Here is a 26,176-nt window from a genome sequence, read left to right as displayed (position 1 = left end):
GGATCACAATGAATTGTAATGTGGAGAACGGAAACGTTGATTGGGGAGGGCCAATCCAGACGCCTATCAAGGCGCGTTGGCGGCCTTTGCGGATAGGGTTGAGGCCGCAGCGGCATCATTGATCGCCGTTCCATCAGAGCGTACGACGACAGCATTGGAAGCGAGATTGAGCCCTGCGGCCTTGAAGGCGGCGAGCAGACGCTTGATACCTTCGCGCTTGATCAGGCTGGGATTGCCGGGCCGGCAAGTGAACTTGAAGCGGATAACCATGGAATTCTCATTAACCTCCTGAATGCCCTGCATTTTGAGAGGAATGAGAAAATCGCCTGCAAATTCAGGCTCTTCCAACAGTGACAGACCGACTTTCTTGGCTGTCTTGCGGATCATTTCCAGATCGGCGTCGCGGTCAAAACGCAATTCGAATTTAATCGTGCCCCAATCGCGACTGTAGTTGGTAACGGCGGCGATCTGGCCAAAAGGCACAGTATGCACAGGACCATTGTGGTGGCGCAAACGAACGGAGCGCAGGGAAATCTGCTCGACAGTGCCCTGTAGCTTGCCAACATCGATATATTCATCGATCCGGAAGGCGTCTTCCGCCAGGAAGAATATGCCAGAAACGACATCCTTGACGAGCGCTTGCGATCCGAAAGAGACGGCAAGGCCAAGCACGCCGAAGCCTGCGAGAAGCGGCGCGACATTGACGCCGAGCGAGGACAGGATGACCAGAAGTGCGACGGCGAGCACCGCACCCATAACCAGATTGCGCACGACAGGCAGAACCGTCGACAACCGGCTGGTGGTTTTCTGTTCCCCATCATCCTCGTGACCCGGCAGTTTGACGGTATTGACCGGGGATATGGTCTCGAAAAACTTCCAGAGGAAGCCGCAGACAAAGGCGCTACAGACAATGGTAATGCCAAATTGCTGTAAATGGTTCAGCCAGTAGGAGGCATCCACCCCGGCATTGGCCAGAAGCGGTTGCCACAAGATGACGGTGATGTGAATTCCGATCAGCCAGATCGCACCGGTAAATGGGATGCGCAAGGCCCAGAGCAGGACCGAATGGAAGCCCGGACCATAGACGGCTTCCCGTCGTATTGCCAGATATTGAAACAAGCCAGAGACACCGCGATGCAGGATGGGAATCAGTATGAACACTATCTGGCTGATGCCCGACACGCGCACCCAGAGGACGTTTTGAGCCGTTCCGGCGACCAGAAGACCGAGCAGCCATATAATAATTGTGGAGACGATGTAGAAATTGGCGATGAGATTGCCGGTAATACGCTGCCATCCGTTGGCATGGCCGGAATGAGAATTGGCGATGTCGCTCCGTCCGACGATAAACCAAACCAGCAGATAGGCGGTGATGATGGTGGAGCTGAGGAACAGCCAGCCATCAACCGCCATCGGGGCAAGCCCGCGGGCATCGGCCAGATTGAGGCTGCTATGGGTAAAGCCGGACAGAAAGCCGAAGCCCACCATCATTTTTAAATGCCAGGACGGGTCGGCAATATCGAATAACGGTTCCAAACCATTGATCCTGGCAAAGAGCAGGCGTCCGAAACTGGCAAAAATCGCGGTCGTCATGGCAATATGAATGAAGCTAGAGGTGACCTCCTTGCCAAATGAGCCGGAGACCATGCCCATATGGGCGCCATTGCGCGCCAAAACCACGAAGATGACCACCGCAAGTAGATCTCCCGCGAGCCGCAGGCCTGCCAATGAGACCTTGGCAAGTAGCCCTCGGTCCGGCCTAAGACGGGGCATGAGCCTTGCGAACGCCATCAGGAACACGGCTGATGTCGCGAGCCCGGCAACGATGGCGCCAGCGGCCGTCAGGCTGAGTTCCTTCATACCCGTTTGCTCTTCATGCAAAGATTGCATGCTGTTGCTAAACGCCGCGGGCAAGCTTTGCAGGCCGGTCAATGCGACGGTCCCGCCGCGCCGAAGGGCAGTTGCCACTTCCCCGTAGGCAGCCGTCATCATGTCTGCTTCCATGGTGGCGGAACCCGTCTGCGCAGTTTGGGCAGTGGTTACTTCGGGTGATGGGGACGATACAGGGGTGATTGCGGGTAGGGCTTGCTGGTGCACTAGATTGTTCTGTTCCGCTGCAGATTTGGCCGGACCCTTAGCGCTGTCTTGCGCGGCAACCCCTGACATTAATCCAATGGAGAGGCTTGTGAGGAGGAGGATGGCGATGATCAGGCCGGTATGCCGGCACCTTGCGATATGCTGTGTCATCTCTTCCCCCCGGCGTTTAGCCATCCGGCTATGCTATGCCTTGGGAAGTATTAGCGCGATTTTCTGAAAAATCAGCAAAGCCATCGCGATGCGATAGGAATTTTCATGCAAAAATGGCGCGAAACCGAGTCTCGCGCCATTTTCCAGTTATTAGGAGATGTTTACGGTGACACGCATTGGCGGCGTGGGCCGTTATTGGGCTGGAACGTATTGTCCGAGGCCCGGTAGGACCGGTAGCGATTATAGCACCATTGAGTGTGCGAGTTTCCACCCTGTGGCCGTGCGCTGAGAGCGCCGCCAATGATGGCACCTGCGGCCAATCCACCGATAATTGCGCCCGCATTGCTACGGTTATGGCGACGGTGATATCTGTCACGATCATAGCGGTTATAGTTACGGCGACCATCCCAATTGCGATCGCTATGGCGACGTGGACCAGGAACATAGCGACGCTGGCGACGATCGTCAGCCCAACTATTTTCCGCGACCTGGACGCCGCCCTGTGCTGTGGCACCGGGAACACTCTGCGTCTGTGCGGGTTGCGAAAGCGCTGTTGGTGCGGCGGATGCGCCAACCGGCGCCATACCTGTCAGCAGTGTCGCGGCTGACAGCAGAATTGCGGCAATTTTTTTCATTTCCTCACCTGTTTCCGTCTTTGATTTCACCCGTAAACTGTTTGCCAGCAAGAAAAGTTCCTTGGTCTGCGAGTTTAGGGTCTCGCATTTTAGGGAATATGCCGATGCATAAGGGATGGCGTCTTACCTCTAGGTGAAAAGCGTGCGTAAAACTCAGCTTTTCGGGAACAAAATCCTCTGTGGAGGCTTTATTGCGGACTTCACAAACGCGAGCGGTTCTCGATGAAATATGTTCTCCCAATTCTATTGGCCACAGCCATGCCGGCCATGGCCCAATCGCCGCAGCTCGAGCAGGCTTGTCATATGGTGCTGCAAAATTTTCTGATGAAGCCGGATGTGAAAATCGGCCAGACACAGAGCTTTCCTGAATTGACCCCTCCAGGAGCACGAATCAGCTTTTCCGAGCGACAGGATGTCGACGCCACGAAGATGGATGACGTCATCGATTGCGAGTTTCAAAAAGCGGCCGCACCTTTCGGTCTGACCAAATTCTGCATCTCCAGCACGTGCTATTCGCAAGGTGAGCGCGCCGACGACCGCCGCCGCCGTTTCGAGGAAATGCAGGCGTTGATGAACAGGAAGTAACAGCTCTGATGCATTTCCTTGAGGCGTAGCCGAGAGGATGGTGGCGTTTCAGAGCGTGGGTAAGCGCGCCCGACAAAAACCAATAAATCCAAACACAATTTTGAGGTGACATGACTCAACACGCTAGCAAACCAAGACGTCGCATGCAGATTTTCGTCGGCTCCCTTTTCATCATTGGCTGCCTTATCGGTGGCTACTATGTGATTGGCTACCATCCCGGTGAAGTGGAACCAGAAAACCCACTCAACAGCTCCAGCCAAACCAATCCGTAATCTTTTCTTTCAGCATCTGAGCGAGATGCTAGAAGTAGATATTTCAGATATATAAGCGAAAACAATGCATTGTCGTGCAGTCGCTCTTTGTCAATGACGTTTCTGAAATCATACAATCACGGCGCAACAGTCCTCCTTGTAGAAAGGTTGGCTGTTGCGGAAATACCGCAGTCAGTGCGTTTTATCCCAAAATTGCAAATCACTTATTGGCTTCAGAATCGAGTCGATCTAAAAACCATTTATGTTCAACACCAATCAGGGAGGCTTTATGGCATATTTTTCCACCTCCCCGGTGGCCAGCGCCAATTTCATGTTGGCAGGCGCCATCCGCAGTTAAGCTGCGTGTGCGTAACGGTCAGTCCGTTACCTTGTGTTGAATCCGGTTTGTCCGGGAATAGAATTTTCTCCCTCTAACGCCACTTTATCGCGTTTCCGCGCGGTTTCCATTCTATTCATATGTCGGAGCCGGCTCGCGCCGGAATTTTCCTATGGCTTTAGGTTATAAATCTCGCCGTGGCGGGGCATTTCGCAGCGTTTTCGGTTTCTGTGCGGTTCATTGGCGCCGGCAGCCGGGGCGTGTGGTTTTCATGCTGTTTGCCGTATTGCTTTCCACTTTGGCAGATGTGTTAACGCCACTGTTCTCCGGTCGGTTGGTTGACGCGGTCGTCTCCGGTCGCGCCAATGACAGCCTAGCTTGGGACAGTGCCATTGCCGCTTTCGTCTGGTTGATGGCGCTCTCTGCCGGAGCCGTCTTGCTGCGCCATGCAACGTTTACGGCCATCATCGGCTTTACGCTGCGCTCCATGTCGGACATTGCCGCCGATGCTTTCTCTCGCATTCAACGCTTTTCCAGCGATTGGCATGCCAATAGCTTCGCTGGCTCGACGGTGCGCAAAGTGACGCGCGGCATGTGGGCACTCGACCTGTTGAACGATACGGTTTTCGTGGCGCTGTTTCCCTCGCTGGTCATGCTGATCGGTTCCACAGTGCTGATGACCTGGCATTGGCCAATGATGGGCCTGTTGGTCGGGGTCGGGTCCGTTTGCTTCGTGTTGTTTACGGCAATCATGGCTCTGCGTTACGTCGCGCCAATGGCCAGCATGGCCAATAGTTGGGATACCAAGCTGGGTGGTTCTCTGGCCGATGCGGTGACCTGTAATGCAGTGGTCAAGGCCTTCGGTGGGGAAAGCCGCGAGGAAACCCGCCTGAGCTGGGTACTGCAAAAATGGCAGGACCGGACGCGTCGCACCTGGACGCGCGGCACACTGAATGGCAGCCTGCAAGCGGCCTTGCTGATGGTACTGCGCGGTGGGGTTTTGGGTCTGGCCCTTTGGCTATGGAGTGCTGGAAAGGCCAGCCCTGGTGACATCACTTTCGTGCTGACAGCCTTTTTCATCCTGCAGGGCTACTTGCGGGAAATTGGTATGCATATCCGTAACTTGCAACGGTCAGTCAATGATATGGAGGAACTGGTTTTCCTGCATGGTCAACCCCTTGGCGTCGTGGATGTGGCCGGTGCAAAACCTGTTGTCATCGAACGCGGCAAGATCGAATTCGATCGGGTGTCCTTTCATTACGGCAATCATTTTGCGCCGCTCTACAAGGACTTTTCCGTTGTGATCCAGCCCGGTGAGAAGGTTGGGCTGGTTGGCCATTCCGGTTCTGGCAAGACGACGTTCATCAAGCTCATTCAGCGCTTGCATGACGTCAACGGTGGGGCGATCCGGATCGACGGTCAGGATATCGCACTCGTTGCCCAAACCTCGTTACGCCAGCAGATCGCCATCGTGCAGCAGGAGCCGATCCTGTTCCATCGCTCGCTTGCGGAAAACATCGCCTATGCAAGGCCCTCGGCCAGCCAGCAGGACATCGAAACCGCTGCAAGGCTTGCCAGCGCCCATGGCTTTATCGAGGCCTTGCCGAAGGGGTACGGCACGCTGGTGGGTGAGCGCGGCATCAAGCTTTCAGGTGGTGAACGCCAGCGGATTGCGATCGCCCGTGCCTTCCTTGCAGATGCGCCGATTCTTATTCTGGACGAGGCAACGTCAAGCCTGGATTCGGAATCGGAAATGCTGATCCAGGAAGCTATGGAACGGCTTATGCAAGGCAGAACCACCTTGGTCGTGGCGCATCGGTTGTCGACCGTGCGGGCGCTCGACCGGCTGCTGGTCTTCGATCACGGCCGGATCGCTGAGGAGGGGACGCATGAGAGCCTGATCAGGATGAAGTCAGGCATTTACCGTGGTCTTTTCGAGCGCCAGGCGTTGGAGTTGACCAAGGGCATGGTCTTCGGAGAATAGGCTTTTCCAACGACAAAAATGCTTTGCGTCATACCAAGGGCCATTGAAAATGGCCCTTGGTATCAGGTCTGCCGCATAGCGTTGTGGCATTCTGACCGTGTGTCGCTATCGCCAGGCAATATCATGGTGATCCGCAAGCCTTTCGGCTTGACATTGCCGGCAAAGACCTTGCCGCCATGCCGTTCGACGGCCGTCTTGGCAATTGCCAGGCCAAGACCGTATCCGGAGGCACTGCCGCTGCTGCCTGAACTGATAAATGGGCGAAAAATACTTTCAAGGTCATCTTCTTTGACGCCAGGACCTTCGTCCGTGAAGGTGAGTGTCAGGCCATTCGGTGAAACGGTTGCCGAAATCCGGATTACTGTCGCTTCTCCGGTATATTTGATCGCGTTTCGCAAGACATTCTCGATGGCGCGATAGATAAGCTCTCCATTGACAGCGGCGACAAAACTGCCACTCCGCTGAAAATCAATTGATACAGCCTTTTCCTGTGCCTCAAAAGTCGCGTCCTGAACAATCTCATCGAGAATGTCGAGAATATCGATAACCAGGAGCTGATTTTCTTCATCTGTCTTGGAGGACAGCCTGGCCATGGTCAGGATCTCACCGACCAGCCTGTCCAGCCGCTCGATTTCATGGTCCATGCGATCCAGCAGGCCGGGTAGGCGCCCTGGGTTCTTCCTCAGGATACCGGTAACGGCTTGCAGGCGTGACAAGGGTGAGCGTAGTTCGTGGGAAATATCATGAAACAGTCGTTCTCGGCTCTCATGCAGTTCCTGTAGGCGCATGGCGCTGATATCGAAATGCTGAGTCAGAATTCCGATTTCATCCTTTCGATTTTTGACAGGATCGTGGATGCGGATGCTGAAGTGGCCCTCTGCCAGCATTTTCAACCCATGGCGAAGCCGCTCAATGGGTGTCAGCAGGTATTTCGTCAGCAGGTAGGCTGAAAACAGGCTTGCGACAAGGCCGATCAGCCAAGGCAACACAAGTGGCCAGTCATTGCTGATAGACGATTCATCGATGGTGAGGGTATAGCATTGGTTGGCGTAGGATATGGCAATGCTGCCTGGAAATTGATCCTTGGCGCAGGTTTGCGGGGCCGCTGCCGGCACTGCCTGGAGTTGGAAATGCCCATCGTCTCCTTTGGGTGTTATGCTGCGGATAAACGCCTGTGTCTCCTGCGGCCCGACCCGTTGGAGCATCTCGGCGATTTGCGCGGCAATGATCTCGTTCTGCACCTCAGCGATGCGCATATGCGGCGGCAGCTGGCCGTTGAACCGTGGAAGCGATATGCCTAGCATGGTTGTCAGCGTGATTGTCAGCCAGACAATGACGAAAAAACGCCAGAAAAGCCGAGGCATCAGCTATCCTGTAGCAGAATGTAACCCTGCCCCCGAACAGACTGGATCCAGCTTTGTCTGTCTTTTCTGAGGCCGAGTTTCTGGCGGATACTGCTGAGATGAACATCGATACGCCGGTCGAAAGGCGTTAGGGGCCTGCCGAATACGCTTTGGGAAATGTCATGTTTGGAAACGACCTTGCCGCCATTGCGAACCAGAAGCTCCAGGAGATTATATTCCGTCCCAGTCAAGGCGAGAGCCTCACCATTGATATGCGCCTGCCTGCTTGTCGGATAAAGAACCAGTTCGCCACTTTTGAGCGGTTGAGATGGATGTTCGGGCGGTGTTTTGCCGGTACGGCGCAATATTGCCCTCAGCCGCGCTACCAGTTCACCAGGCGAACAGGGCTTTGAGACGTAGTCGTCGGCACCAAGGTCTAGCCCGGTAATCCGGTCCTTGTCATCCCCCCTGGCTGTCAGCATGACGATAGGAATTTCACTGGATTTTCGGATGTTCTGCAAGACATCGACACCATTCATGATTGGCATCATGACGTCGAGAACGATGATATCGGTCGCACCACTGTCGACAAAGGCGAGGCCCTTGGCACCATCGTCTGTCGAGAGTACATCAAACCCTTCATCCGTCAGATATTCGCAAAGCAACCCGGTAAATTCCAGGTCGTCATCAATCAAAAGAACACGCGTCATTTTTCAGCTCTTCGTGGCGGTGGCCTGTTATAAGTGAAAATCGACCAAGGGGTTCAAGTTTTACATAAGTTTACGTGCTTATGGTAGATGTTGTGCCGACATGTGGTGGCAGTTCATGTTCGGTTAGAGCCACAATCATGCCACGGCGCATCGGATTGGCTGCTGTGGCCCGTGTCTGGGCTTGCAAAGCGATCAGCCCGGACTCAAACTGCTTCTTTAACCCGCCGACTTGGCGCTTGCCCGACTCGTATCCATCATGAAAAGCCACTTGAAAAGTCTTGCCCATCGCGATCGCACCGAAACGAGCGACCGCCATTTGGCGTTTTATCTGACCTTTATTGCTGGCGCGGCCAATGCTGGCGGCTTTATGGCGGTCGGTCAATATACCTCTCACATGTCGGGTATTGTCTCGTCTATGGCTGACAATCTGGTGTTGGGCGATTTAAAACTTTTGCTGATGGGGTTGCTCGCGCTTTGTTTCTTTCTTGCAGGCGCTGGTTTTTCTGCAATTTTGATCAATTGGGGCCGCAGGCGGGATTTGAAGTCGGTCTATGCGCTGCCGCTGGCGGTCGAGGCGTGGTTGATGGGGGTTTTTGCCCTTTCCGGGGCGATCAGCTTCAGCGAAAAGAGCGAGGCCATCGCTTTCATCGTCATGCTTCTCTGCTTCATCATGGGCTTGCAGAATGCCATCATCACAAAACTCTCCGGTGCGCGCATTAGAACGACCCACGTGACGGGCTTGGTCACCGATACCGGCATCGAACTTGGCAAGCTGTTCTATTGGAATGGATACTCAAATGGTAAAGTCACATACCCGCCGGTCCGGGCCGATTTAGCAAAGCTTTGGCTGCTGGTACGCATGGTTGGATTATTTTTCGGCGGCGGCGTGGTTGGGGCTATCCTGTTTCAACGAATCGGCGTTTCCGCTGCGGGGTTTCTGGCGATACCTCTGGCGCTTGCCGCTCTCTACCCAATGCTTGAGGACTATTCCTCGCAAAAGCAGCGCTGAAGCCAAATCCGGTCCGCATGTTGTGTCATTGACGCGCTGTAAAGTGGTTGACGTTCCTGTTCGGCTGGATATAACGCCTGCCAGAGATTCTGTTGAAAACCAGACAGAGTCTGGATGTCGGCATACGGCATCGGGCTTAGGAAGAGTGTCCGAGTGGTTTAAGGAACCGGTCTTGAAAACCGGCGTGCGGGAGACCGTACCGTGGGTTCGAATCCCACCTCTTCCGCCATTCCCAAAAATAGATACACTAAATCAGTTAGTTACACGTTGAATTGTCAAACGATTACGCTCGGTTTGACAATTTATGTTCTCGTTTCACCCTCCTACGTCGAAGGGGAGGGGCGTCTTGGGCGGTTGTATCATTATGAAATAGCGCTGCTGGTTCTGCGCCCTTGGTTCTCGATCACATGTCGTGGGTGTCTTCTACGGCGCTTCTGCGTTTCAGCAGGAACCACAGGAATGCCAGGCTCATGGCGGCCATGGCAAACCAGGTTATTGCATATTGGAGATGGCTATTGGGAAAACGGATCTGGGTTAAGCCGCCGACCGGATAGCCGCCCGGCACATCGCTTTTGTCGGCATCCATAAAGAAGGGTGCGACTTGCGTCAGATTGCGTTTGGCGGCAATGGCGGAAACGTCGCGTGAATACCAGCGATCGGCATTCGCATCGTTGGAGCGGAGCAAGGTTCCGCTCGGTTCGCTGATGCGCAGGAGGCCGCTTACGGTCACGTTTCCAGGTGTCTGACCTTGTGCCCGGCGTGCCAGGTCTTTACGGTCAATCGGTACAAAGCCCCTGTTGATCAACAGGGTTCCGTCTTTTTCAGTCTTGAGGGGAGTGATGACCCAATAGCCCGCGCCCAATTCCGTGGCGGCGTAGACCAGGGTTTCCTTGTCGTGTTCGTAAATGCCGGAAGCCTTGATATGGCGGTATTCATCGGCGTCACGATTGACCGAAGACCATTGCGGTGGGGATGGTGCGTCCACCGGCTCGGCATGAACACGCGCATCTACACGGGCAATCAATGCCTGTTTCCAGCCAAGGCGTTCTATTTGCCAGATGCCGAGTGCGATGAATAAGGCCGTTGCCAGCAAGAGAAAGCTGGATAGTGCAACCTTCTTCATGGGAAAACGCCTGATGGCCTGCTGGTCTGACATGTATCAACCGTCCTGAAACGGATCGGGCGACATGCATATGCCGCCCGATCGGATATCGGCGTCCTTACGGGACGTTACGCATCATTTCGGGGCTCATCGGCATCATATTGGTGTTCAAGTGATGCATGACCCAGAGTGAGCCGGAGAGTGCGATAACGACAACGATGATGGTGAAGATCAGCGCCATCATGTTCCAGCCGCCTTCCGACTTGGTATTCATATGCAGGAAGTAGATCATATGAACCACGACCTGGATGGCACCAAGGCCCATGACGATGCCAGCCAGCAAGGCCTTGTTGGTCAGGCTGCCGCTCATCACCAGATAGAATGGTATGGCCGTCAGGATGACCGACAAGATAAAGCCGATCATATAGGTCTTCATCGAGCCGTGGCTGGCCTCGTGGCCGCCATGGTGATGCTCATGGCCGTGGCCATGCGAATGTGCGTGCGAATTGTCGTTCATCCGATCACTCCCAGCAGGTAGACGTAGGAGAATACGCCAATCCAGATAACGTCGAGGAAGTGCCAGAACATCGAGAGGCACATCAAGCGACGGCGGTTTGCTTCGATCAGTCCGTGCTTGCCGACCTGGGCCATCAGCGTCACCAGCCAGATGATGCCGAAGGTAACGTGCAAACCGTGGGTGCCGACCAGCGTAAAGAAGGCTGACAGGAAGGCGCTGCGATTTGGCCCTGCTCCTTCATGGATCAGGTGAACGAACTCATACAGCTCGAGCGCCAGGAAGATTGCGCCGAATACACCGGTTACGCCCAGCCAGATCAGCGTAGCTGCCTTGTTGTTCTTCTCCATCGACAGCATGGCAAAACCATAGGTGATCGAGGAAAACAGCAGCATTGCCGTGTTGATCGCGACCAGTTTCAGGTCGAACAGGTCGGCCGGAGCCGGGCCAGCCGCATAATTGCGGCCGAGAACGGCATAGGTGGCGAACAGCATTGCGAAGATCAGGCAGTCGCTCATCAGATAGAGCCAGAACCCAAGGTTCGTGCTGCTTTCCGGATGATGCTCTTCGACCAGATAGAATTCCGGCTTTGCGGTTTTTAAAGTTCTGGGATCCATCTGATCACCCCTTCCTTGCCAGAAGCGCGGTCCGCGTTGCCTCGGTATTCACCACCTCTTCGGCGGAGATATAGAAGTCGCGGTTGTAGTTGAACGTGTGCGAAATCGACACTGCAACGATCGCCACGAAAGACACGATCGCCAACCACCACATGTACCAGATGAGGCCGAATGCCATGGCAACGCTGAGGCCCGCAAGGATAACACCCGTGCCGGTATTCTTCGGCATGTGGATCGGCTTGAAGCCCAGCAGCGGACGGCTATAGCCGCGCTTCTTCATGTCATCCCAGGCATCGGTGTCATGGACAACAGGCGTGAAGGCGAAGTTATAGGCTGGAGGTGGCGAAGAAATAGACCATTCCAGAGTCCGGCCATTCCAAGGGTCGCCTGTCAGGTCGGCCAGTTCGTGACGCTTGAAATAGCTGACCACAAGCTGGATGACGAAGGAAGCGATACCAAGCGCAATCAGGCAGGCGCCGAATGCGGCGATGATGAACCAGATTTGCAGCGACGGATCGTCAAACTGGCTCATGCGGCGGGTGACACCCATCAGGCCGAGTACATAAAGCGGCATGAAGGCGAAGTAGAAGCCGACCAGCCAGAACCAGAAGGACATCTTGCCCCAGAACGGATCGAGCTTGTAGCCGAACGCTTTCGGGAACCAGAAGGTGACACCAGCCATCAGCCCGAATACCACGCCGCCGATGATGACGTTATGGAAGTGGGCGATCAGGAACAGCGAGTTGTGCAGGACGAAGTCAGCTGGTGGCACGGCAAGAAGAACGCCTGTCATGCCGCCGATGACGAAGGTCACCATGAAGCCCATGGTCCACAGCATCGGCACTTCGAACCGGATCCGGCCACGATACATCGTGAACAGCCAGTTGAAGATCTTCGCGCCCGTCGGGATCGAGATGATCATTGTGGTGATGCCGAAGAACGAATTAACGCTGGCGCCTGAACCCATGGTGAAGAAGTGATGCAGCCACACCAGATAGGACAGGACCGTAATACAGACTGTGGCATAAACCATCGATGTGTAGCCGAACAGGCGCTTGCCGGAGAAGGTCGAAACCACTTCCGAGAAAATGCCGAAGGCGGGCAGAACCAGGATATAGACTTCCGGGTGACCCCAGATCCAGATCAGGTTCACATACATCATCGGGTTGCCGCCGAGATCGTTGGTGAAGAAATTGGTGCCCACATAACGGTCAAGCGTCAGCAGGGCCAAAGTCGCGGTCAGGATCGGGAAGCTCGCAACGATCAGCACGTTGGTGCAGAGCGAGGTCCAGGTGAAGATTGGCATTTTCATCATCGTCATGCCCGGAGCGCGCATTTTAACGATGGTGGCGATCAGGTTGATGCCTGATAATGTCGTTCCGACACCGGCCACCTGAAGTCCCCAAATGTAATAGTCAACGCCGACGCCGGGGCTGTAATCGCCACCCGAAAGTGGTGGATATGCAAGCCAGCCGGTACGGGCGAACTCACCGACGAACAGCGAAATCATCACGATCACCGCGCCAGCAACCGTCATCCAGAAGGAGAAGTTGTTGAGGAACGGGAAGGACACGTCGCGCGCGCCGATCTGCAAGGGAACGACGAGGTTCATCAAACCGGTTACAAACGGCATGGCCATGAAGAAGATCATGATCACGCCATGCGCGGTGAAGACCTGGTCATAGTGATGCGGCGGCAGGAAGCCTTCATTGCCGTTGAAGGCCATGGCCTGTTGGCCACGCATCATCAAGGCATCGGCAAAGCCGCGCAACAGCATGATTAGTGCGAGTATGACATACATCACGCCGATCTTCTTATGATCGACGCTGGTGAACCATTCATTCCAGAGATAGCCCCAGAGGCGGAAATAGGTAACGGCACCGAGCACGGCTATGCCACCGATCGCGACAGCCAGAAAGGTCAGCACGAGAATGGGTTCGTGATACGGGATCGCATCTAGGGTCAACCGGCCGAAGATGAACTTCATAAGGTCTGGGTTTGAGAACATGGGAGGCCCCGTTTAAGTTGAATATCGCGAGATGACCGGCTCAGTTTTTGGACTGAGCTGGTGCCGTCGCGCCGTTGTCTGTGTCGGGCATATCCATTCCAGGCATGGAATGATCAGCCATCGAGTGATGCATTGCATGGTTGCTGGCATCTGTTGTGGAAGCGACGGGCATAGCGTCGGTGGCGGGAGCGGCCTGCGAATGATCCTGTGACGCATTCGCATCGGCTCCATGGCCTGGAGTGACGCTCAGATCGACACCACGATTGTCGTATTGCAGTTTCTCGCGGTTCTCGGCGCTTTCCTTGCCAGCTCCGCCCATCATGTCGATATGCATCATGTTGCTCATGCACATTTTGGCAGGATCGACACACATATTGATGATGGCGTTGAAAAGGTCCTTGTCGGCGGATGCGTAGTAGCGCACCGGATCTTTTTCGCTAGGCTTTTCAAGCTTGATATAGGCGTCGCGGTTGAGTGCGGTGCCCTTCGCCTTGACCTGCGCTACCCAGTCCGCAAAGCCCTGATCGCTCAGGCCGTGGAACTTGAAGCGCATGTTGGAAAAGCCAGCGCCGGAATAGTTGGCCGAGAAGCCGTCATAAACGCCTTCCTTGTTGATCACACCGTGCAGCTTGGTCTGCATGCCGGGCATGGCGTAGATCTGACCAGCAAGCGCTGGGATATAGAAGGAGTTCATCACCGACTGAGCGGTAATTTTGAAATTGATCGGAACATCAACCGGTGCTGCCAGTTCGTTGACCGTTGCAATCCCGAGATCTGGATAGATGAACATCCACTTCCAGTCGAGAGCGACGACTTCAACCGTCAGCGGCTTCACGTCGGCGGGAATGGTCCGTTCTGCATCAATCCGCTCCAGCGGGCGGTAAGGATCGAGCTTATGCGTGGAGATCCAGGTTACCGTTCCCAGAACCAGAATGATGGCGACCGGCGCCGACCAGATCAAAATTTCGATCTTTGTGGAGTGGTTCCAATCCGGCAGGTAGACCGCCGAGGTGTTGGAAGCGCGGTATTTCCACGCAAAGAAAAATGTCAGCAGGATCACCGGGACGATAATGATCAGCATCAACACGGTGGCGAAGACCACGAGGTCGCGTTGCTGCGCTGCAATGTCACCGGCGGGGGACATCACCACCATGTTGCAGCCCGAAAGCAGCAGCATGGGCAAAAGCAGGAGGGCGGATAGGATCGGGAATTTTTTCATTACTTTGACTCTCATCAAGCGCATAAGCGCGAATTAATCCTTTTCCGGTGAGATTAAATGCGCGTTTTGTCGCAGGGGGTGTCGCTAATATAGGAAATATATCCTCCTATGGTTGTTGTGTTGGATCATTATGTTGAGAGTTTGCGTTTCAAAAACCCTTGCGAATCAGTAGGTTCTAGCCAAGTTCTCTTCGCAGTTGCGAGATGAAAAATACTAGTTTTTGTCGTGGTGAGCGGACCGAAATGGCAATAATCAAATTGTCGCACCCTTGAAAAATTGGCTGGCCATCGCGAATGGGCTAACGGTTTCACCGGGAATCGCAAAAACAGAAAAAATTATTCGCACCCGGGAATAAGAAAGGGTCCTCCTGCGTATATAGGGGTATGAACAACAGATCCGGCCCCTTTGACGTGATTGGACAATTGGCAGCGCTGAGGCGTTATGCCCTGTCGCTTGTGCGCAATGCTGATGATGCCGAGGATCTCGTCAACGACGCGCTGGTCAGGGCCTATGAGCACCAGAGCAGTTTCCGGCGTGGCGGCAATATTCGTCACTGGTTGTTTTCGATCCTGCATAATACCCACGTGGATAGCTTGCGACGCAGGCGATCTGCGGCAAGACGTGATGCGCAGGCAGCCGATCTTGTCGATCCGGTTGTCGGTGCAGAGCAGGAGCATGTGGTGCGGCTTGCCCAGGTGCGCCGCGCATTTCTGGACTTGCCGGAAGAGCAGCGGCAAGTCCTGCATCTGGTGGCGATCGAAGAGCTTTCTTATCAGGAGGCTGCGGAGGTACTGGATATTCCCATGGGCACGCTGATGTCACGGCTGTCGCGGGCTCGGGCGCGGCTGCGCGATCTTGAAATGACCGATGCTGGGCGCCGGGCTCTGCCCGCGCCTGTTGAGAAACCGGCCCATCGAGGGCAGGGCAGTCAGAAGCAGACTGGCCTTCGAATTGTTGGAGGTTCTGATGACACACCATCCTGATCCGATATTGGATTTCGATCTACAGGCCTATATCGACGATCAACTGAACGTTCAGCGGCGGATTGAGGTCGAGGCTTATCTTTCCAGGCATCCCGATGCGGCGGCGCGGATGATGGCCGACCTGCGTGTGCGGGACGAGTTGCGCTTGGGGCTGGCTCATGACCGAGTGGCGCTTGATTTGGGCGCGGCGCGGCCTGCGACCCGGGATGCGGCTCGCCGGCTGGAGCAGGCTTTGATGCGTGCAGGCCGTATGACAGTGCTACGCCGCGCAGCTGCCGTAGCAATTTTCATCGGCGTAGGTTGGGTCGCGCATTCCGTCATCAATCCATTCGCGGCGACGCAGGTCATAGCCTCCGTTCCGACGCCAGCCTTTGTGCGGGAAGCACTGCAAGCCCATGAAACGACCTTGCTGCGCGAAAGTCTTCATCCTCAGCAGATCGCCCAAGATCAAGTCGGTCAGGGCCAATCCGGGGCGCCGATGTTTGACCGAAAGGAAATTCGCTCTGCCACTGGCATCGTCATGCCGGATCTGCCCAGCAATTGGACGATTGCGGATAGCCAAATTTTCCCTTCGGCTTACGGGCCGAGTGTTGAAATCGCCGTCAAGCCGAAGCGGGGCTCGGAGGTGACATTGTTTGCCGCCCGCACCGGCTCCTTCGCTGTCCAGAATGTCACGCTCGCTCAGACGGATGGTGCAAAGGCTGCTTATTGGCAGATCGGCGAGGTCGCTTACGCGCTGGTGTCGAAGGACCGCTCGGGCGACGAATTGACAGATGTGGCGGGCCAGCTTGCCAGGACGCTTTACTGAAACCGGGTTGGCGCCGCGTTAAAAAGCGGCGGGCCTGCAATGACTTACGGCGTGACATCGATTGTCAGCCTGAACATCAAGAGGAGATCTCGATCATGGAACCCGTGAATAAACATTATCCCTTCGGCGCGCAGGCGCAGGCGGGGGCCTTGTTCGACCAGGGCCTGCGTCAGCATATGCTACGCGTCTACAACTATATGGGCCTTGGCCTGGTTATCACCGGCCTTGTGGCGTTTATCGTCGGTTCGACGCCAGCGCTTTACGTGCCGATTTTCCAATCGCCGCTGAAATGGGTGGTGATGCTGGCGCCGCTCGCCTTCGTGTTTTTCTTCTCCTTCCGCATCCAGACCATGTCGGCCAGTGCGGCGCAGATGGCGTTCTGGGCGTTTTGTGCGGTCATGGGCCTGTCGATGGCGTCGGTCTTCCTGGTTTTTACCGGCACCAGCATAGCCCGGACATTCTTCATCGCCGCCACCATGTTCGGCTCCATGAGCCTCTACGGCTATACCACGAAGCGTGACCTGTCGAAATTCGGCTCCTTCCTGATGATGGGCCTGATCGGCGTGGTCATCGCCTCCATCGTCAACATTTTCTTAGGCTCCAGCGCGCTGCAATTTGCAATCTCGGTGATCGGTATCCTGGTTTTCGTCGGCCTGACGGCTTGGGACACCCAGAATATCAAGGAGCAATATGCCGAAAATATCGATCAGGAATCGCGCCAGAAACTGGCGGTATTCGGCGCCCTGTCGCTTTACCTGAACTTCGTCAACATCTTCCAGCTTCTGCTGAATTTCACCGGTGAACGTGAATAGTCTTTGAACGCGCATAGTCTTGGCTGAAATGCAATAGAGACAATAAAGCCGCCGGTCCTGAGGGATCGGCGGCTTTATGTTGATAGTGGCCCTTCGGCCTATGCGGTTGGGATTCAGTGCAGGGTATCCAGTTCAGCCAGCAATTTGTCCTTGGCTTTTTTGGGCAGGGTCGAGGCCGCAAAGGCGGCAGCGTTGGCGGGCGGAACGTCGCCGACCACCACAATAGCCACCATGCCCATGCCAACATGCGGTACGCATTTGATGCCGTACGCACCGGGTTGCGTGAATGTCACCTTCACAGTTTCATTGATCTTGCCTTTGAAGACCTCCGCACCCTCAGGCACCAGGCCGGTAATGGCTTCGGCACTGTGGGACTTGTCGGTTGGGATGAAGGTTACGGTGTCGCCAGGAGCGATTTTCAGCGCGGCGGGCTCGAATACCATGGCTGTGCCATCGGCGCCCTTGTTCAGCATATGGATTTCGTAATCGGCGGCGAAAGCCGATGCCGTTGAGATCGCGCCGATGATGGTCAGGGCGGCGAGGCGCTTCAAGGCGATATGCATGGTGTTTCACTCTCTTTTGTGTCTCTTCGCTCACGCTTTTAAATCACCGGATGCGGCATCACTTTGATCTTGCGCAAATCGCGCATTTGTGACCCTCAAAAGGTGGGGGCTTGGCTTGAGTTTATCCGGGAAAGGTGGAATGCGGTTTCCTTGAAAAGAGACGTGCTATCAAGAAGCCTGGGGGTGCAAGGTCCAGACTGGACCTCGCAGTTTCCCTGCGGTGATGGTGCAGCGCCTCGGCCGTAGGAGTGTGTGGTTTGCTGTCTCTCATGGATGTGTGTGTTACGGGATGGTTCCATGGCTAACCTAGTCTTTGCGTTGATTTTCTTTGTGTTGACGCATTCCGTCCCGGCACTACCCAGCAACAAAGGTCGGCTTGTGTCCCGTCTGGGCCGGACGACCTATATGGTTCTTTATTCCATCCTTTCGTTGGTAGGCTTGCTGTGGATTTTCTACGCCTTCATGGAAGCCGATGATGTGGCACTGTGGATGGACAGGGCCTGGCAGGCATGGCTCACGCTGGTGCTCGTGCCGATCGGTCTTTATCTTGTGGTATGTGGATTGATCAGTCCCAACCCATATTCGGTGACCTTCAGGGCAGGGCGGGAACCTGGAGCCATCGTCTCGATAACGCGTCATCCGGTTTTGTGGGGGTTTTTTCTCTGGGCTTTCGGTCATATTTTTCCAAATGGTGAAATGCGTGGCGTTATTCTATTCGGTGGATTTTCGCTTTTCTCGCTGGTGGGAATGGCGATACTGGACCGCCGAAACCGGAGAACTATTGACGTAGCCGGCCCTGAATTGGGTGCCGCAACGTCAGTTTTGCCCTTCGCCGCCATTCTGTCTGGCCGTGCCAGATTGCGTCTGGACCGCGACATGGCGATCGCGCTCGTCCTGACCGCAGCCGGCACCTTCGCTTTGCTGTTTGCCTTCCATGAAGTCTTGTTCGGTGTCGATCCCTTGCTGCTCGCGCTTTACGGGGTTTAAACAAGATGATTGCCCTATTTTGATACACCTGTTTTGAAAACAACCATGGTGGGTCGTTCGGGGCCTGCGAAATTGAAAAAATATTACCATTACGGGAAAGATCGTTTGGTTCTCGGCGAATAAAGTCCTATCATTCCAAAAGGGGTAAGGTGTTGACTGCAACTGAAAGAGGTTCGCATGGCCAGCAAATATCTTCTCAACAGCTTGGGCGAGGCGCTTTATTATAGTGGCGATCCGACCCATTGGTATTCAGCAACGGGAAGTGGCCTGACGCTGAATGGATCAAGCGGAAACGACGCAATGTATGGGGATAGCTCGGTCAATGTCACCATGAATGGTGGCGCGGGCGACGATGTCTATTATCTCTATTCCAGTATTAATAGGGCCAGTGAATCAGGTGGGGCGGGTGTTGACACAGTCAATACCTGGATGAGTTACACGCTTGGTGATGGCATTGAAAACCTGGTCGTGACAGGCGACAACCGCTATGCTTTCGGCAACAGCCTGAACAACATCATCACCGGCGGCACAGGTATCCAGACCATTGACGGCTATGGTGGCAACGATGTCCTGATCGGCGGCGGCGGGGCTGATACCTTTGTATTCAGCAGTGGCAATGGCAGCGACAGGATCACTGATTTCTCCAGCGATGATACCGTGCGCCTGCAGAATTATGATTTCTCGGACTTTACCGAGGTGCAAAGTCATATGACCCAGACCGGAAGTGATGTTTCACTCGATCTCGGCAATGGCGAAAGCATCCTGTTCAGCGATACCGTAATTTCTGATTTTACCTCCGACCAGTTTCAGCTGACACTGGATCGTACCAATCTCACGCAAACATTTTCAGATGATTTCAACAGCTTGTCCCTGCATGACGGCACGAGCGGAACGTGGGATACGGGCTATAGCTGGTTTGCGTCCAATGGCGGCACTTTGGTCGATAACAGTGAGTTGCAATGGTATATCAATCCGTCCTATGAGGGGACGTCGTCGGTCAATCCTTTCTCCATCTCTGACGGGGTGTTGACCATCACCGCATCCGTTGCTTCGGAAGATATCCAGAGCCAGATCAATGGCTATGAGTATACCTCGGGCATGCTCAGCACTGAGTCCACGTTTAGCCAGACCTATGGTTATTTTGAAATCCGCGCGGATATGCCTGATGATCAGGGCGCATGGCCGGCATTCTGGCTGCTGCCGGCGGACGGGAGCTGGCCACCGGAACTGGATGTGGTTGAAATGCGTGGCCAGAATCAGGGTGAGGTAATTGTGACCGCTCACAGTAATGAGACTGGCGAGCACACATCCGATGCCACGACTGTTTACACCGATACCGAAGGCTATCATACCTATGGCGTCTTGTGGACGGAAACGACGCTGACCTGGTATATCGATGACGTTGCGGTCCATCAGACGGATACGCCGTCGGATATGCACGAGCCTATGTATTTGGTGGTCAATCTCGCGGTTGGCGGGATGGCTGGGACGCCAAGCAGCTCTGATTTCAGCGATGGCTCAGAGTTGAAGGTCGACTATATCAAGGCCTATTCCCTTGATGAGTATGCGGCGGCCACCACAACGACCACCGATCATCTTCTTTAATCAGGTTTGCATTCCTCAAACAAAAAGCCCCGGCTGGATTAGCCGGGGCTTTTTTTGTTTGCACGTTAGAGCATCGGATTTATCCGAAAACCGGTTGTTAACTTTCGGTTCGATGCTCTAGACGTTTATCATGCGGCGGTTGGAACCGGTTCGGCCACGACATCGATTTCTTCCGGCAATTCCCCCGCCATGGCGGCACGGAACTGTGTCTGATCGAGTTCGTTTTCCCAGCGGGCGACGACCACGGTTGCGACGGCATTGCCAATGAAATTGGTCAGTGCCCGGCATTCTGACATGAAACGGTCGATACCGAGGATCAGCGCCATGCCAGCGACGGGGACCGAAGGAACAACGGACAGCGTTGCAGCCAAGGTGATAAAGCCGGCGCCAGTGATGCCTGCGGCACCCTTGGAGCTGAGCATGGCCACCAGCAGCAGAAGAATCTGGTCGCCAAGCGAAAGCTGGATATCCGTCGCCTGGGCGATGAACAGGGCCGCCAGGGTCATGTAGATGTTGGTACCATCAAGGTTGAAGGAATAGCCGGTTGGAATGACCAGGCCGACAACCGAGCGCTTGCAGCCTGCGCGTTCCATCTTGGCCATCAGGCCGGGAAGGGCGGCCTCTGACGACGAGGTCCCCAGTACCAGCAGCAGTTCCTCTTTAATGTAGCGGATCAGGGCCAGGATGGAGAAACCGTTATAGCGGGCAACGCCGCCAAGCACGACGAGAACAAATAGCAGCGACGTCAGGTAGAATGTCCCGATCAGGAAAGCCAGGTTGGCGATCGAGCCAATGCCATATTTACCGATGGTGAAGGCCATGGCGCCGAAAGCGCCGATTGGTGCGGCCTTCATCAGGATGGCGACCAGCTTGAAGACCGGCGCGGTCAACGCCTGCAAGAAGTTGGTGACCGGCTTTCCAAGGTCGCCGACCATGGCGAGAGCCAAGCCGAACAGCACCGAGAAGAACAGGACCTGGAGAATGTCGCCCTTGGCAAAGGCGCCGACAATCGTGTCGGGGATGATGTTCATCAGGAAGCCGGTGATCGTCGAATCATGGGCCTGCTGAGCGTAGCTGGCAACAGCTTTGCCATCCAGCGTCGCGGGATTGATATGCATGCCTGCGCCGGGCTGCAGGATATTCGACACCAGCATGCCGACAACGAGCGCCAGCGTGGAGAAGCACAAGAAGTAGATCATTGCCTTGCCGGCAACGCGACCGACTTTCTTCAGGTCGGACATGCCGGCGATGCCGGTGGCCACGGTCAGGAAGATAACCGGCGCGATGACCATTTTGACGAGCTTGATGAAAGCATCACCGAGCGGTTTGAGAGCTTCGCCAGTTTGTGGGTAAAAATGACCGAGCAGGATACCGCCGATAATCGCAACGATAACCTGGAAATACAGATGACGGTAAAATGGGAGCTTGCCGCCCTGCGGGGCGGTGGTGGTAGAAATATGCATCGGATCCTCCGGTAGGTGCTCCCAACCGATGTCATCGGCCTCCCGGGAGCTTATGCAACGTGTCAACATCGACACCGATGTTCGGTTTCGTCAATGCAATCGCCGTGCCAGAGTGTAGATTCGTGCCAAGCCTTTGAAAAGCCGCGTTTCAGCCATGATCCGTGGCGGATTTTCGCGCGAATTTCCGCTCGACGCCTTGTGTGTTGTGCGGAAAAATGCACAAAGTTGACGATGATTATCGCGCATGACAAGCCCAGATCCGTCCCTGCCAATGTGAGACGCCCACGAAGGCCATGGCTTTTGCTGGCGTTCCTAGCCTGTGTTGTCACCCTGCTTGCGCTTTATTTGGTTGGGCTTTATGCCCGCACTGCCGCATTGGAGGATTTGTCCGAGCAAGCACGCACCAGCGCCAATCTCAAGGTGGCCTTCTTGCGGGCGGTCTTGGAACGCCCTCGCTCCTTGCCGTTGCTGTTGTCGGAGGATCAGCAGGTTGTGGATGCCTTGAGCCTTCGCACGGTCGCCGCGACGGAACGATTGAACGACAAGCTAGAGCGTTTGGTTGCAGGAACAAGTGCTTCAGTTCTTTACGTCACGGACGCGACAGGACATGCCATTGCCTCCAGCAATTGGCGAGAGCCGGTGAGCTTTGTTGGCATCGACTATTCTTTTCGGGACTATTTTCGCCAATCCATGCTGGCCGGCACAGCCGAACATTTCGCGCTCGGCAGCATCAGCAAGCGTCCAGGCCTTTATATTTCCAGGCGTGTCGGCCCGGCTAGTGCCCCCTTGGGTGTCGTGGTCGTGAAAGCAGAGTTTTCACAGCTCGAAAGCGATTGGCGCGAAGAGGGGCGGGCGGCGTTTGTCACCGATGGGCATGGTGTCGTGCTGATTTCCAGCCTGCCGTCCTGGCGCTTCATGACATTGGCTGCATTGCAGCCGGAGGAGTTGGTCCAAATACGCAACAGTTTGCAATTCGGCGATGCGCCTTTGCAGGCTCTGCCCATCAATCGCGCCCAGCAGGTGCCAGGCAGCGGGATACCGGACGAGCTTTTGGTGCGTACGGTTTTTCCCGGCGCCATACCTGCCGACTATCTTGATCTATCGGTCGCGGTGCCGACCACCAGCTGGCATCTCAACTATCTTGTCCCGACCGAACCGGCAATCGCGGCGTCGATGCGGGAATGGCGACTGTTGACCTTGGCCCTGCTGGCGCCATTTTTTCTGGTGGTCTCGCTGGTTCTTTGGCGGCGGCAGGCAACGGTTATCCGTCTGGCGCGGGTGGAGGCCGACCAGCTGGAGCTGGAGCGGCGGGTGGATGAACGAACCCACGACCTTTCACAGGCTCGAGACCGGCTGGAATTGGAGATCGCCGGCCACAAGACCACCGAACAGCGGCTGCAAGGTGTCCAGCAGGAATTGGTCCAGGCCAACCGGCTGGCTATCCTGGGGCAGGTGGCGGCGGGCGTTGCCCATGAAATCAACCAGCCTGTCGCAACGATCAGGGCCTATGCTGAAAATGCCAGGGTGTTTCTGGAGCGTGCCCAGCCGGAGCAGGCAAACAGCAATCTTGGCGCCATTGCCTCGCTGACGGAACGGATCGGTACGATCACCGATGAATTGAAGGCTTTTGCCCGCAAGGGGCGGACCGCGCCGGAACCAGTGCCGCTTGGAGCGGCGATCGAGGGCGCGGTCATGCTGCTGCGCAGCCGTTTTGCCGGGCGGCTGGAGGCGCTTTCCCTTCCCGATGTGGCGCCAGATCTGACGGTGAAAGGCAACAGGGTCCGCCTGGAGCAGGTCCTGATCAATCTTCTGCAGAATGCGCTCGAAGCATTGGAGCAGCGCAGCGATGGCCGGGTGGAGGTCTCGGTTCAAGAGACGGAGCAACATGTCGTGGTGACCATCGAGGACAACGGTCCGGGCATCCCAGAGGATATCAGGCGTCTGCTTTTTACCCCCTTCACCACCTCAAAGGAAAAAGGTCTTGGTCTTGGCCTGGTGATTTCCCGTGACATTATCAGTGACTATGGCGGCCGGATTGGTGTCGAAAGCACGCCATCCGGTACATGCTTTACCATCCATCTTTTGAAAGCGGATATATCATGACGTCATCGCAAGCGACGGCGACCAATAATGTGATCCTGATTGATAATGATCGAGATCTACTGGCGGCCACGGGGCAGACCCTTGAGCTGGCGGGCTTCTCCGTGCAGGCGTTTTCAGCGCCGCTGGATGCGCTGCGTCGGATTTCCAGTGATTTTCGCGGTGTCATCGTTTCGGATATTCGAATGCCTGATATCGACGGCTTGGAATTGTTCAGCAGGGTCAAGGCAATGGACCCGGAATTGCCGGTCATTCTGGTCACCGGCCATGGCGATATCGCCATGGCGGTACAGGCGATCAAGGACGGCGCTTATGATTTCATCACGAAGCCCTTTGCCACCGACAGGCTCCAACAGAGTGTTCACCGCGCCGCGGAAATGCGACGGCTCGTGCTGGAAAATCGCAAGCTGCGCCAGGTGGCCGATGCGGCCCAGGATGGATTGCCACTGATTGGGCAGACTCCGGCCATGGAGCGGCTGCGGCGCACTTTGCGCCAAATCGCCGATACCGACGTCGATGTGCTGGTGACTGGGGAAACCGGCAGTGGCAAGGAAGTGGTGGCAAGCCTGCTGCATAACTGGAGCCGCCGCGCCAAGGGCAATTTTGTCGCCTTGAACTGCGGAACCCTTCCGGAAAGCATGATCGAAAGCGAGTTGTTCGGCCACGAAGCCGGCGCCTTTACCGGTGCGCAGAAAAAGCGGATCGGCCGGATCGAACATGCTAGCGGCGGCACATTGTTTCTCGATGAAATCGAGAGCATGCCCGCGGCGACCCAGGTGCAGATGCTGCGAGTGCTGGAAATGCGGGAAGTCTCGCCGCTCGGCATCAACGACGTGCGCCCGGTGGACCTGCGCGTGGTTGCTGCGGCCAAAGTCGATCTCAGTGATCCTGCCCAGCGCGGTGAATTCCGCGAGGACCTTTATTACCGCCTGAATGTAGTGACATTGACCATCCCGCCGTTGCGCGAACGCCGTGATGACGTACCGCTGTTGTTTGCCCATTTCATCGAGCGGGCCGCTAGCCGGTTCCGGCGCGAGCCACCACCGGTGTCAGCCGGTGTCGAGCGTTATTTGCGAGATCATGACTGGCCGGGAAATGTGCGTGAATTGACGCATTTTGCCGAACGCTTCGTTCTGGGGCTGGAAGATATGGATTCGGGCGGCAGTAGTGTCGTTTTAGTCGACCAGCCTGATTTATCCTTGCCGGAGCGGCTGGATCGCTATGAGGCGGATATCATGCGTGAGACCCTTAGCCACTATGAGGGTGATGTACGCAAGACCATCGAGGCTCTGAAAATTCCTCGCAAGACCTTTTACGACAAACTTCAGCGTCATGGCATTGTCCGCAAGGCATTTGCGGGTGGGGAAGAAGGCTGAGCAATCAACAATGTGATGAGGAACAGTCAGGTGCCGGGTATGGTTGCCGGTGCAAGGAAAGCCAGTGTGACCGTCACAATATGTTCGCCCCAGGCGTCGATAGCGGTCGGTTGCCAGACGTCCGGGTTAAGATTGAGCGCCAGCGTGTAGCGATTGTTGATGTAGAAGAAGCTTAAGCCGGCAATTGTCATGTAGACCGTCACCGGATTTATATCGGCACGAAACACACCTTGCTCAATTCCTCGCTGCAGAAGCTTTTCGATTTCCGCGAGCAATGGACCATGGGTCGAGGGAATGGTCTTTGATCGGCTCGAATATTCAGCCCTCAGAATGTTTTCGGTGGCAAGAAGACTGACGAATTCCGGGTGAGTCAGAAAATAGGTCCAGGTGTGTAAAGCCAGTTCGCGTATGCCATCAAGCGGTTGACGGCGCGACAGGTGGAGGCTTTTTCCGGCAGCGGTGACATTGGTGAAAATCACCTCGAGAACCGCGACGTAAAGGCCCTCCTTGTCTCCAAAGAAATGGTAGAGCATTCGTTTGTTGGTTTTCGAACGCAATGCGATGGCGTCGACTCGGGCGCCTGCAAAACCCTTTGCGGCAAACTCTTGAATGGCTGCATCCAGAATGATTGCTCGGGTCGCATCGGGATGGCGGATCATACGCCCCTGACGGCATTGCGCGGGTGCTGGGCTTTCCGCTTCAGGATCAGGGCCTTCCTCGAAAATCTGTTCCAGCCGCTGGCCTGTCATGGGAATCTCACTTTATGGTATTTTGAAATTCAAAATTAGATTTACATGAAATACATTGCGTCGGTTAATTACGTGCATGCAGAATCTGTAAATTGTGATTGGAGGCTGTGAATACGGAGTGAGTGATCGGCTGAGCTGCGGATGCGCAGATGTGGACAGCGTCTTTTAG

Annotated in this window: 24 protein-coding genes and 1 tRNA gene; 12 read left to right on the top strand and 13 right to left on the bottom strand. The window is 55.4% G+C overall.

Features of this window, described 5'->3' with window-relative positions:
- Positions 1-66 precede the first annotated feature (66 nt).
- Both IEI95_RS02350 and IEI95_RS02345 read right to left on the bottom strand, forming a co-directional pair.
- Positions 67-1,992: a mechanosensitive ion channel family protein gene (locus IEI95_RS02350; protein WP_180607364.1), complete on the bottom strand. Its 1,926-nt coding sequence runs from the start codon at positions 1,990-1,992 to the stop codon at positions 67-69.
- Between the two features lie 416 nt (positions 1,993-2,408).
- Entirely contained in the window at positions 2,409-2,882 is a 474-nt protein-coding gene (locus tag IEI95_RS02345) for a BA14K family protein (RefSeq protein WP_156537954.1), read from the bottom strand.
- 222 nt (positions 2,883-3,104) lie between these two features.
- Between IEI95_RS02345 and IEI95_RS02340 the strand changes: the two genes are divergently transcribed.
- The 3 genes from IEI95_RS02340 (at position 3,105) to IEI95_RS02330 (ending at position 6,039) form a co-directional block, all read left to right on the top strand.
- Positions 3,105-3,467 (top strand): hypothetical protein, encoded by a 363-nt coding sequence (locus IEI95_RS02340; protein ID WP_156533585.1) that lies wholly within the window; start codon positions 3,105-3,107, stop codon positions 3,465-3,467.
- 110 nt (positions 3,468-3,577) lie between these two features.
- A complete protein-coding gene (locus tag IEI95_RS02335) occupies positions 3,578-3,739 on the top strand; it encodes a MotA/TolQ/ExbB proton channel family protein (protein WP_174082388.1) in 162 nt (53 codons plus the stop codon).
- Between the two features lie 488 nt (positions 3,740-4,227).
- Positions 4,228-6,039 (top strand): ABC transporter ATP-binding protein, encoded by a 1,812-nt coding sequence (locus IEI95_RS02330; RefSeq protein ID WP_156533586.1) that lies wholly within the window; start codon positions 4,228-4,230, stop codon positions 6,037-6,039.
- 62 nt (positions 6,040-6,101) lie between these two features.
- Here IEI95_RS02330 and IEI95_RS02325 read toward each other — a convergent pair whose 3' ends face one another.
- The 3 genes from IEI95_RS02325 to IEI95_RS29235 form a co-directional block, all read right to left on the bottom strand.
- On the bottom strand, positions 6,102-7,403 hold the full coding sequence (locus IEI95_RS02325) for a HAMP domain-containing sensor histidine kinase (RefSeq protein ID WP_012654383.1): 1,302 nt from the start codon (positions 7,401-7,403) through the stop codon (positions 6,102-6,104).
- Complete coding sequence (locus IEI95_RS02320; RefSeq protein WP_012654384.1) at positions 7,403-8,092, bottom strand: response regulator transcription factor; 690 nt, start codon at positions 8,090-8,092, stop codon at positions 7,403-7,405. The genes IEI95_RS02325 and IEI95_RS02320 overlap by 1 nt, the downstream gene beginning before the upstream one ends.
- Before the next feature lie 70 nt (positions 8,093-8,162).
- Positions 8,163-8,474 (bottom strand): hypothetical protein, encoded by a 312-nt coding sequence (locus IEI95_RS29235; protein ID WP_234894793.1) that lies wholly within the window; start codon positions 8,472-8,474, stop codon positions 8,163-8,165.
- Between IEI95_RS29235 and IEI95_RS02315 the strand changes: the two genes are divergently transcribed.
- Entirely contained in the window at positions 8,460-9,101 is a 642-nt protein-coding gene (locus tag IEI95_RS02315) for a YoaK family protein (protein ID WP_234894792.1), read from the top strand. The genes IEI95_RS29235 and IEI95_RS02315 overlap by 15 nt on opposite strands.
- Positions 9,102-9,240: 139 nt before the next feature.
- Positions 9,241-9,330, top strand: a tRNA-Ser gene (locus tag IEI95_RS02310).
- 174 nt (positions 9,331-9,504) lie between these two features.
- Here the strand turns inward: IEI95_RS02310 and IEI95_RS02305 are convergent.
- From IEI95_RS02305 to cyoA, 5 genes are all read right to left on the bottom strand, one after another.
- Positions 9,505-10,257, bottom strand: coding sequence for an SURF1 family protein (locus IEI95_RS02305; RefSeq protein WP_156537953.1), 753 nt, complete (start codon positions 10,255-10,257; stop codon positions 9,505-9,507).
- 64 nt (positions 10,258-10,321) lie between these two features.
- Complete coding sequence (cyoD, locus tag IEI95_RS02300; RefSeq protein ID WP_071207099.1) at positions 10,322-10,720, bottom strand: cytochrome o ubiquinol oxidase subunit IV; 399 nt, start codon at positions 10,718-10,720, stop codon at positions 10,322-10,324.
- Positions 10,717-11,334 (bottom strand): cytochrome o ubiquinol oxidase subunit III, encoded by a 618-nt coding sequence (cyoC, locus tag IEI95_RS02295; protein WP_071207098.1) that lies wholly within the window; start codon positions 11,332-11,334, stop codon positions 10,717-10,719. The genes cyoD and cyoC overlap by 4 nt, the downstream gene beginning before the upstream one ends.
- 4 nt (positions 11,335-11,338) lie before the next feature.
- A complete protein-coding gene (gene cyoB, locus IEI95_RS02290; RefSeq protein ID WP_012654436.1) occupies positions 11,339-13,342 on the bottom strand; it encodes a cytochrome o ubiquinol oxidase subunit I in 2,004 nt (667 codons plus the stop codon).
- A 40-nt stretch (positions 13,343-13,382) separates the two neighbouring features.
- Positions 13,383-14,561 (bottom strand): ubiquinol oxidase subunit II, encoded by a 1,179-nt coding sequence (gene cyoA, locus IEI95_RS02285; protein ID WP_156533590.1) that lies wholly within the window; start codon positions 14,559-14,561, stop codon positions 13,383-13,385.
- 383 nt (positions 14,562-14,944) lie between these two features.
- On the opposite strand from cyoA, the gene IEI95_RS02280 reads away from it, so the two are divergent.
- The 3 genes from IEI95_RS02280 to IEI95_RS02270 all read left to right on the top strand — a co-directional run bounded on the left by IEI95_RS02280 (position 14,945) and on the right by IEI95_RS02270 (position 17,164).
- Positions 14,945-15,544, top strand: coding sequence for a sigma-70 family RNA polymerase sigma factor (locus tag IEI95_RS02280; protein ID WP_156533591.1), 600 nt, complete (start codon positions 14,945-14,947; stop codon positions 15,542-15,544).
- On the top strand, positions 15,528-16,352 hold the full coding sequence (locus IEI95_RS02275; RefSeq protein WP_156533592.1) for an anti-sigma factor family protein: 825 nt from the start codon (positions 15,528-15,530) through the stop codon (positions 16,350-16,352). Before IEI95_RS02280 ends, IEI95_RS02275 begins: the two co-directional genes overlap by 17 nt.
- Positions 16,353-16,447: 95 nt before the next feature.
- Positions 16,448-17,164 carry a Bax inhibitor-1/YccA family protein gene (locus IEI95_RS02270; protein WP_012654440.1) on the top strand — a complete coding sequence of 239 codons (717 nt, stop codon included), beginning with the start codon at positions 16,448-16,450 and terminating at the stop codon, positions 17,162-17,164.
- A 113-nt stretch (positions 17,165-17,277) separates the two neighbouring features.
- On the opposite strand, the gene IEI95_RS02265 is transcribed toward IEI95_RS02270, so the two are convergent.
- Positions 17,278-17,727 (bottom strand): pseudoazurin, encoded by a 450-nt coding sequence (locus IEI95_RS02265; protein ID WP_156533593.1) that lies wholly within the window; start codon positions 17,725-17,727, stop codon positions 17,278-17,280.
- A 273-nt stretch (positions 17,728-18,000) separates the two neighbouring features.
- Between IEI95_RS02265 and IEI95_RS02260 the strand changes: the two genes are divergently transcribed.
- On the top strand, positions 18,001-18,714 hold the full coding sequence (locus tag IEI95_RS02260) for an NnrU family protein (protein ID WP_156533594.1): 714 nt from the start codon (positions 18,001-18,003) through the stop codon (positions 18,712-18,714).
- Between the two features lie 177 nt (positions 18,715-18,891).
- On the top strand, positions 18,892-20,319 hold the full coding sequence (eglC, locus tag IEI95_RS02255; protein WP_156533595.1) for an endo-1,3-1,4-beta-glycanase EglC: 1,428 nt from the start codon (positions 18,892-18,894) through the stop codon (positions 20,317-20,319).
- 128 nt (positions 20,320-20,447) lie between these two features.
- Here the strand turns inward: eglC and IEI95_RS02250 are convergent, their stop codons facing one another.
- A complete protein-coding gene (locus tag IEI95_RS02250) occupies positions 20,448-21,782 on the bottom strand; it encodes a dicarboxylate/amino acid:cation symporter (RefSeq protein ID WP_012654444.1) in 1,335 nt (444 codons plus the stop codon).
- Between the two features lie 300 nt (positions 21,783-22,082).
- On the opposite strand from IEI95_RS02250, the gene IEI95_RS02245 reads away from it, so the two are divergent.
- A complete protein-coding gene (locus tag IEI95_RS02245) occupies positions 22,083-23,885 on the top strand; it encodes a sensor histidine kinase (protein WP_156533649.1) in 1,803 nt (600 codons plus the stop codon).
- Complete coding sequence (locus tag IEI95_RS02240) at positions 23,882-25,258, top strand: sigma-54-dependent transcriptional regulator (protein ID WP_156533596.1); 1,377 nt, start codon at positions 23,882-23,884, stop codon at positions 25,256-25,258. The genes IEI95_RS02245 and IEI95_RS02240 overlap by 4 nt, the downstream gene beginning before the upstream one ends.
- A 26-nt stretch (positions 25,259-25,284) precedes the next feature.
- Here IEI95_RS02240 and IEI95_RS02235 read toward each other — a convergent pair whose 3' ends face one another.
- Entirely contained in the window at positions 25,285-26,007 is a 723-nt protein-coding gene (locus IEI95_RS02235; protein WP_156533597.1) for a TetR/AcrR family transcriptional regulator, read from the bottom strand.
- Positions 26,008-26,176 lie beyond the last annotated feature (169 nt).

It is taken from the genome of Agrobacterium vitis (assembly GCF_014926405.1).
Classification (GTDB): Bacteria; Pseudomonadota; Alphaproteobacteria; order Rhizobiales; family Rhizobiaceae; genus Allorhizobium; species Allorhizobium vitis_H.
Note: the sequence above shows the minus strand (reverse complement) of the source record. Positions and strands in the feature narration are given on the sequence as shown.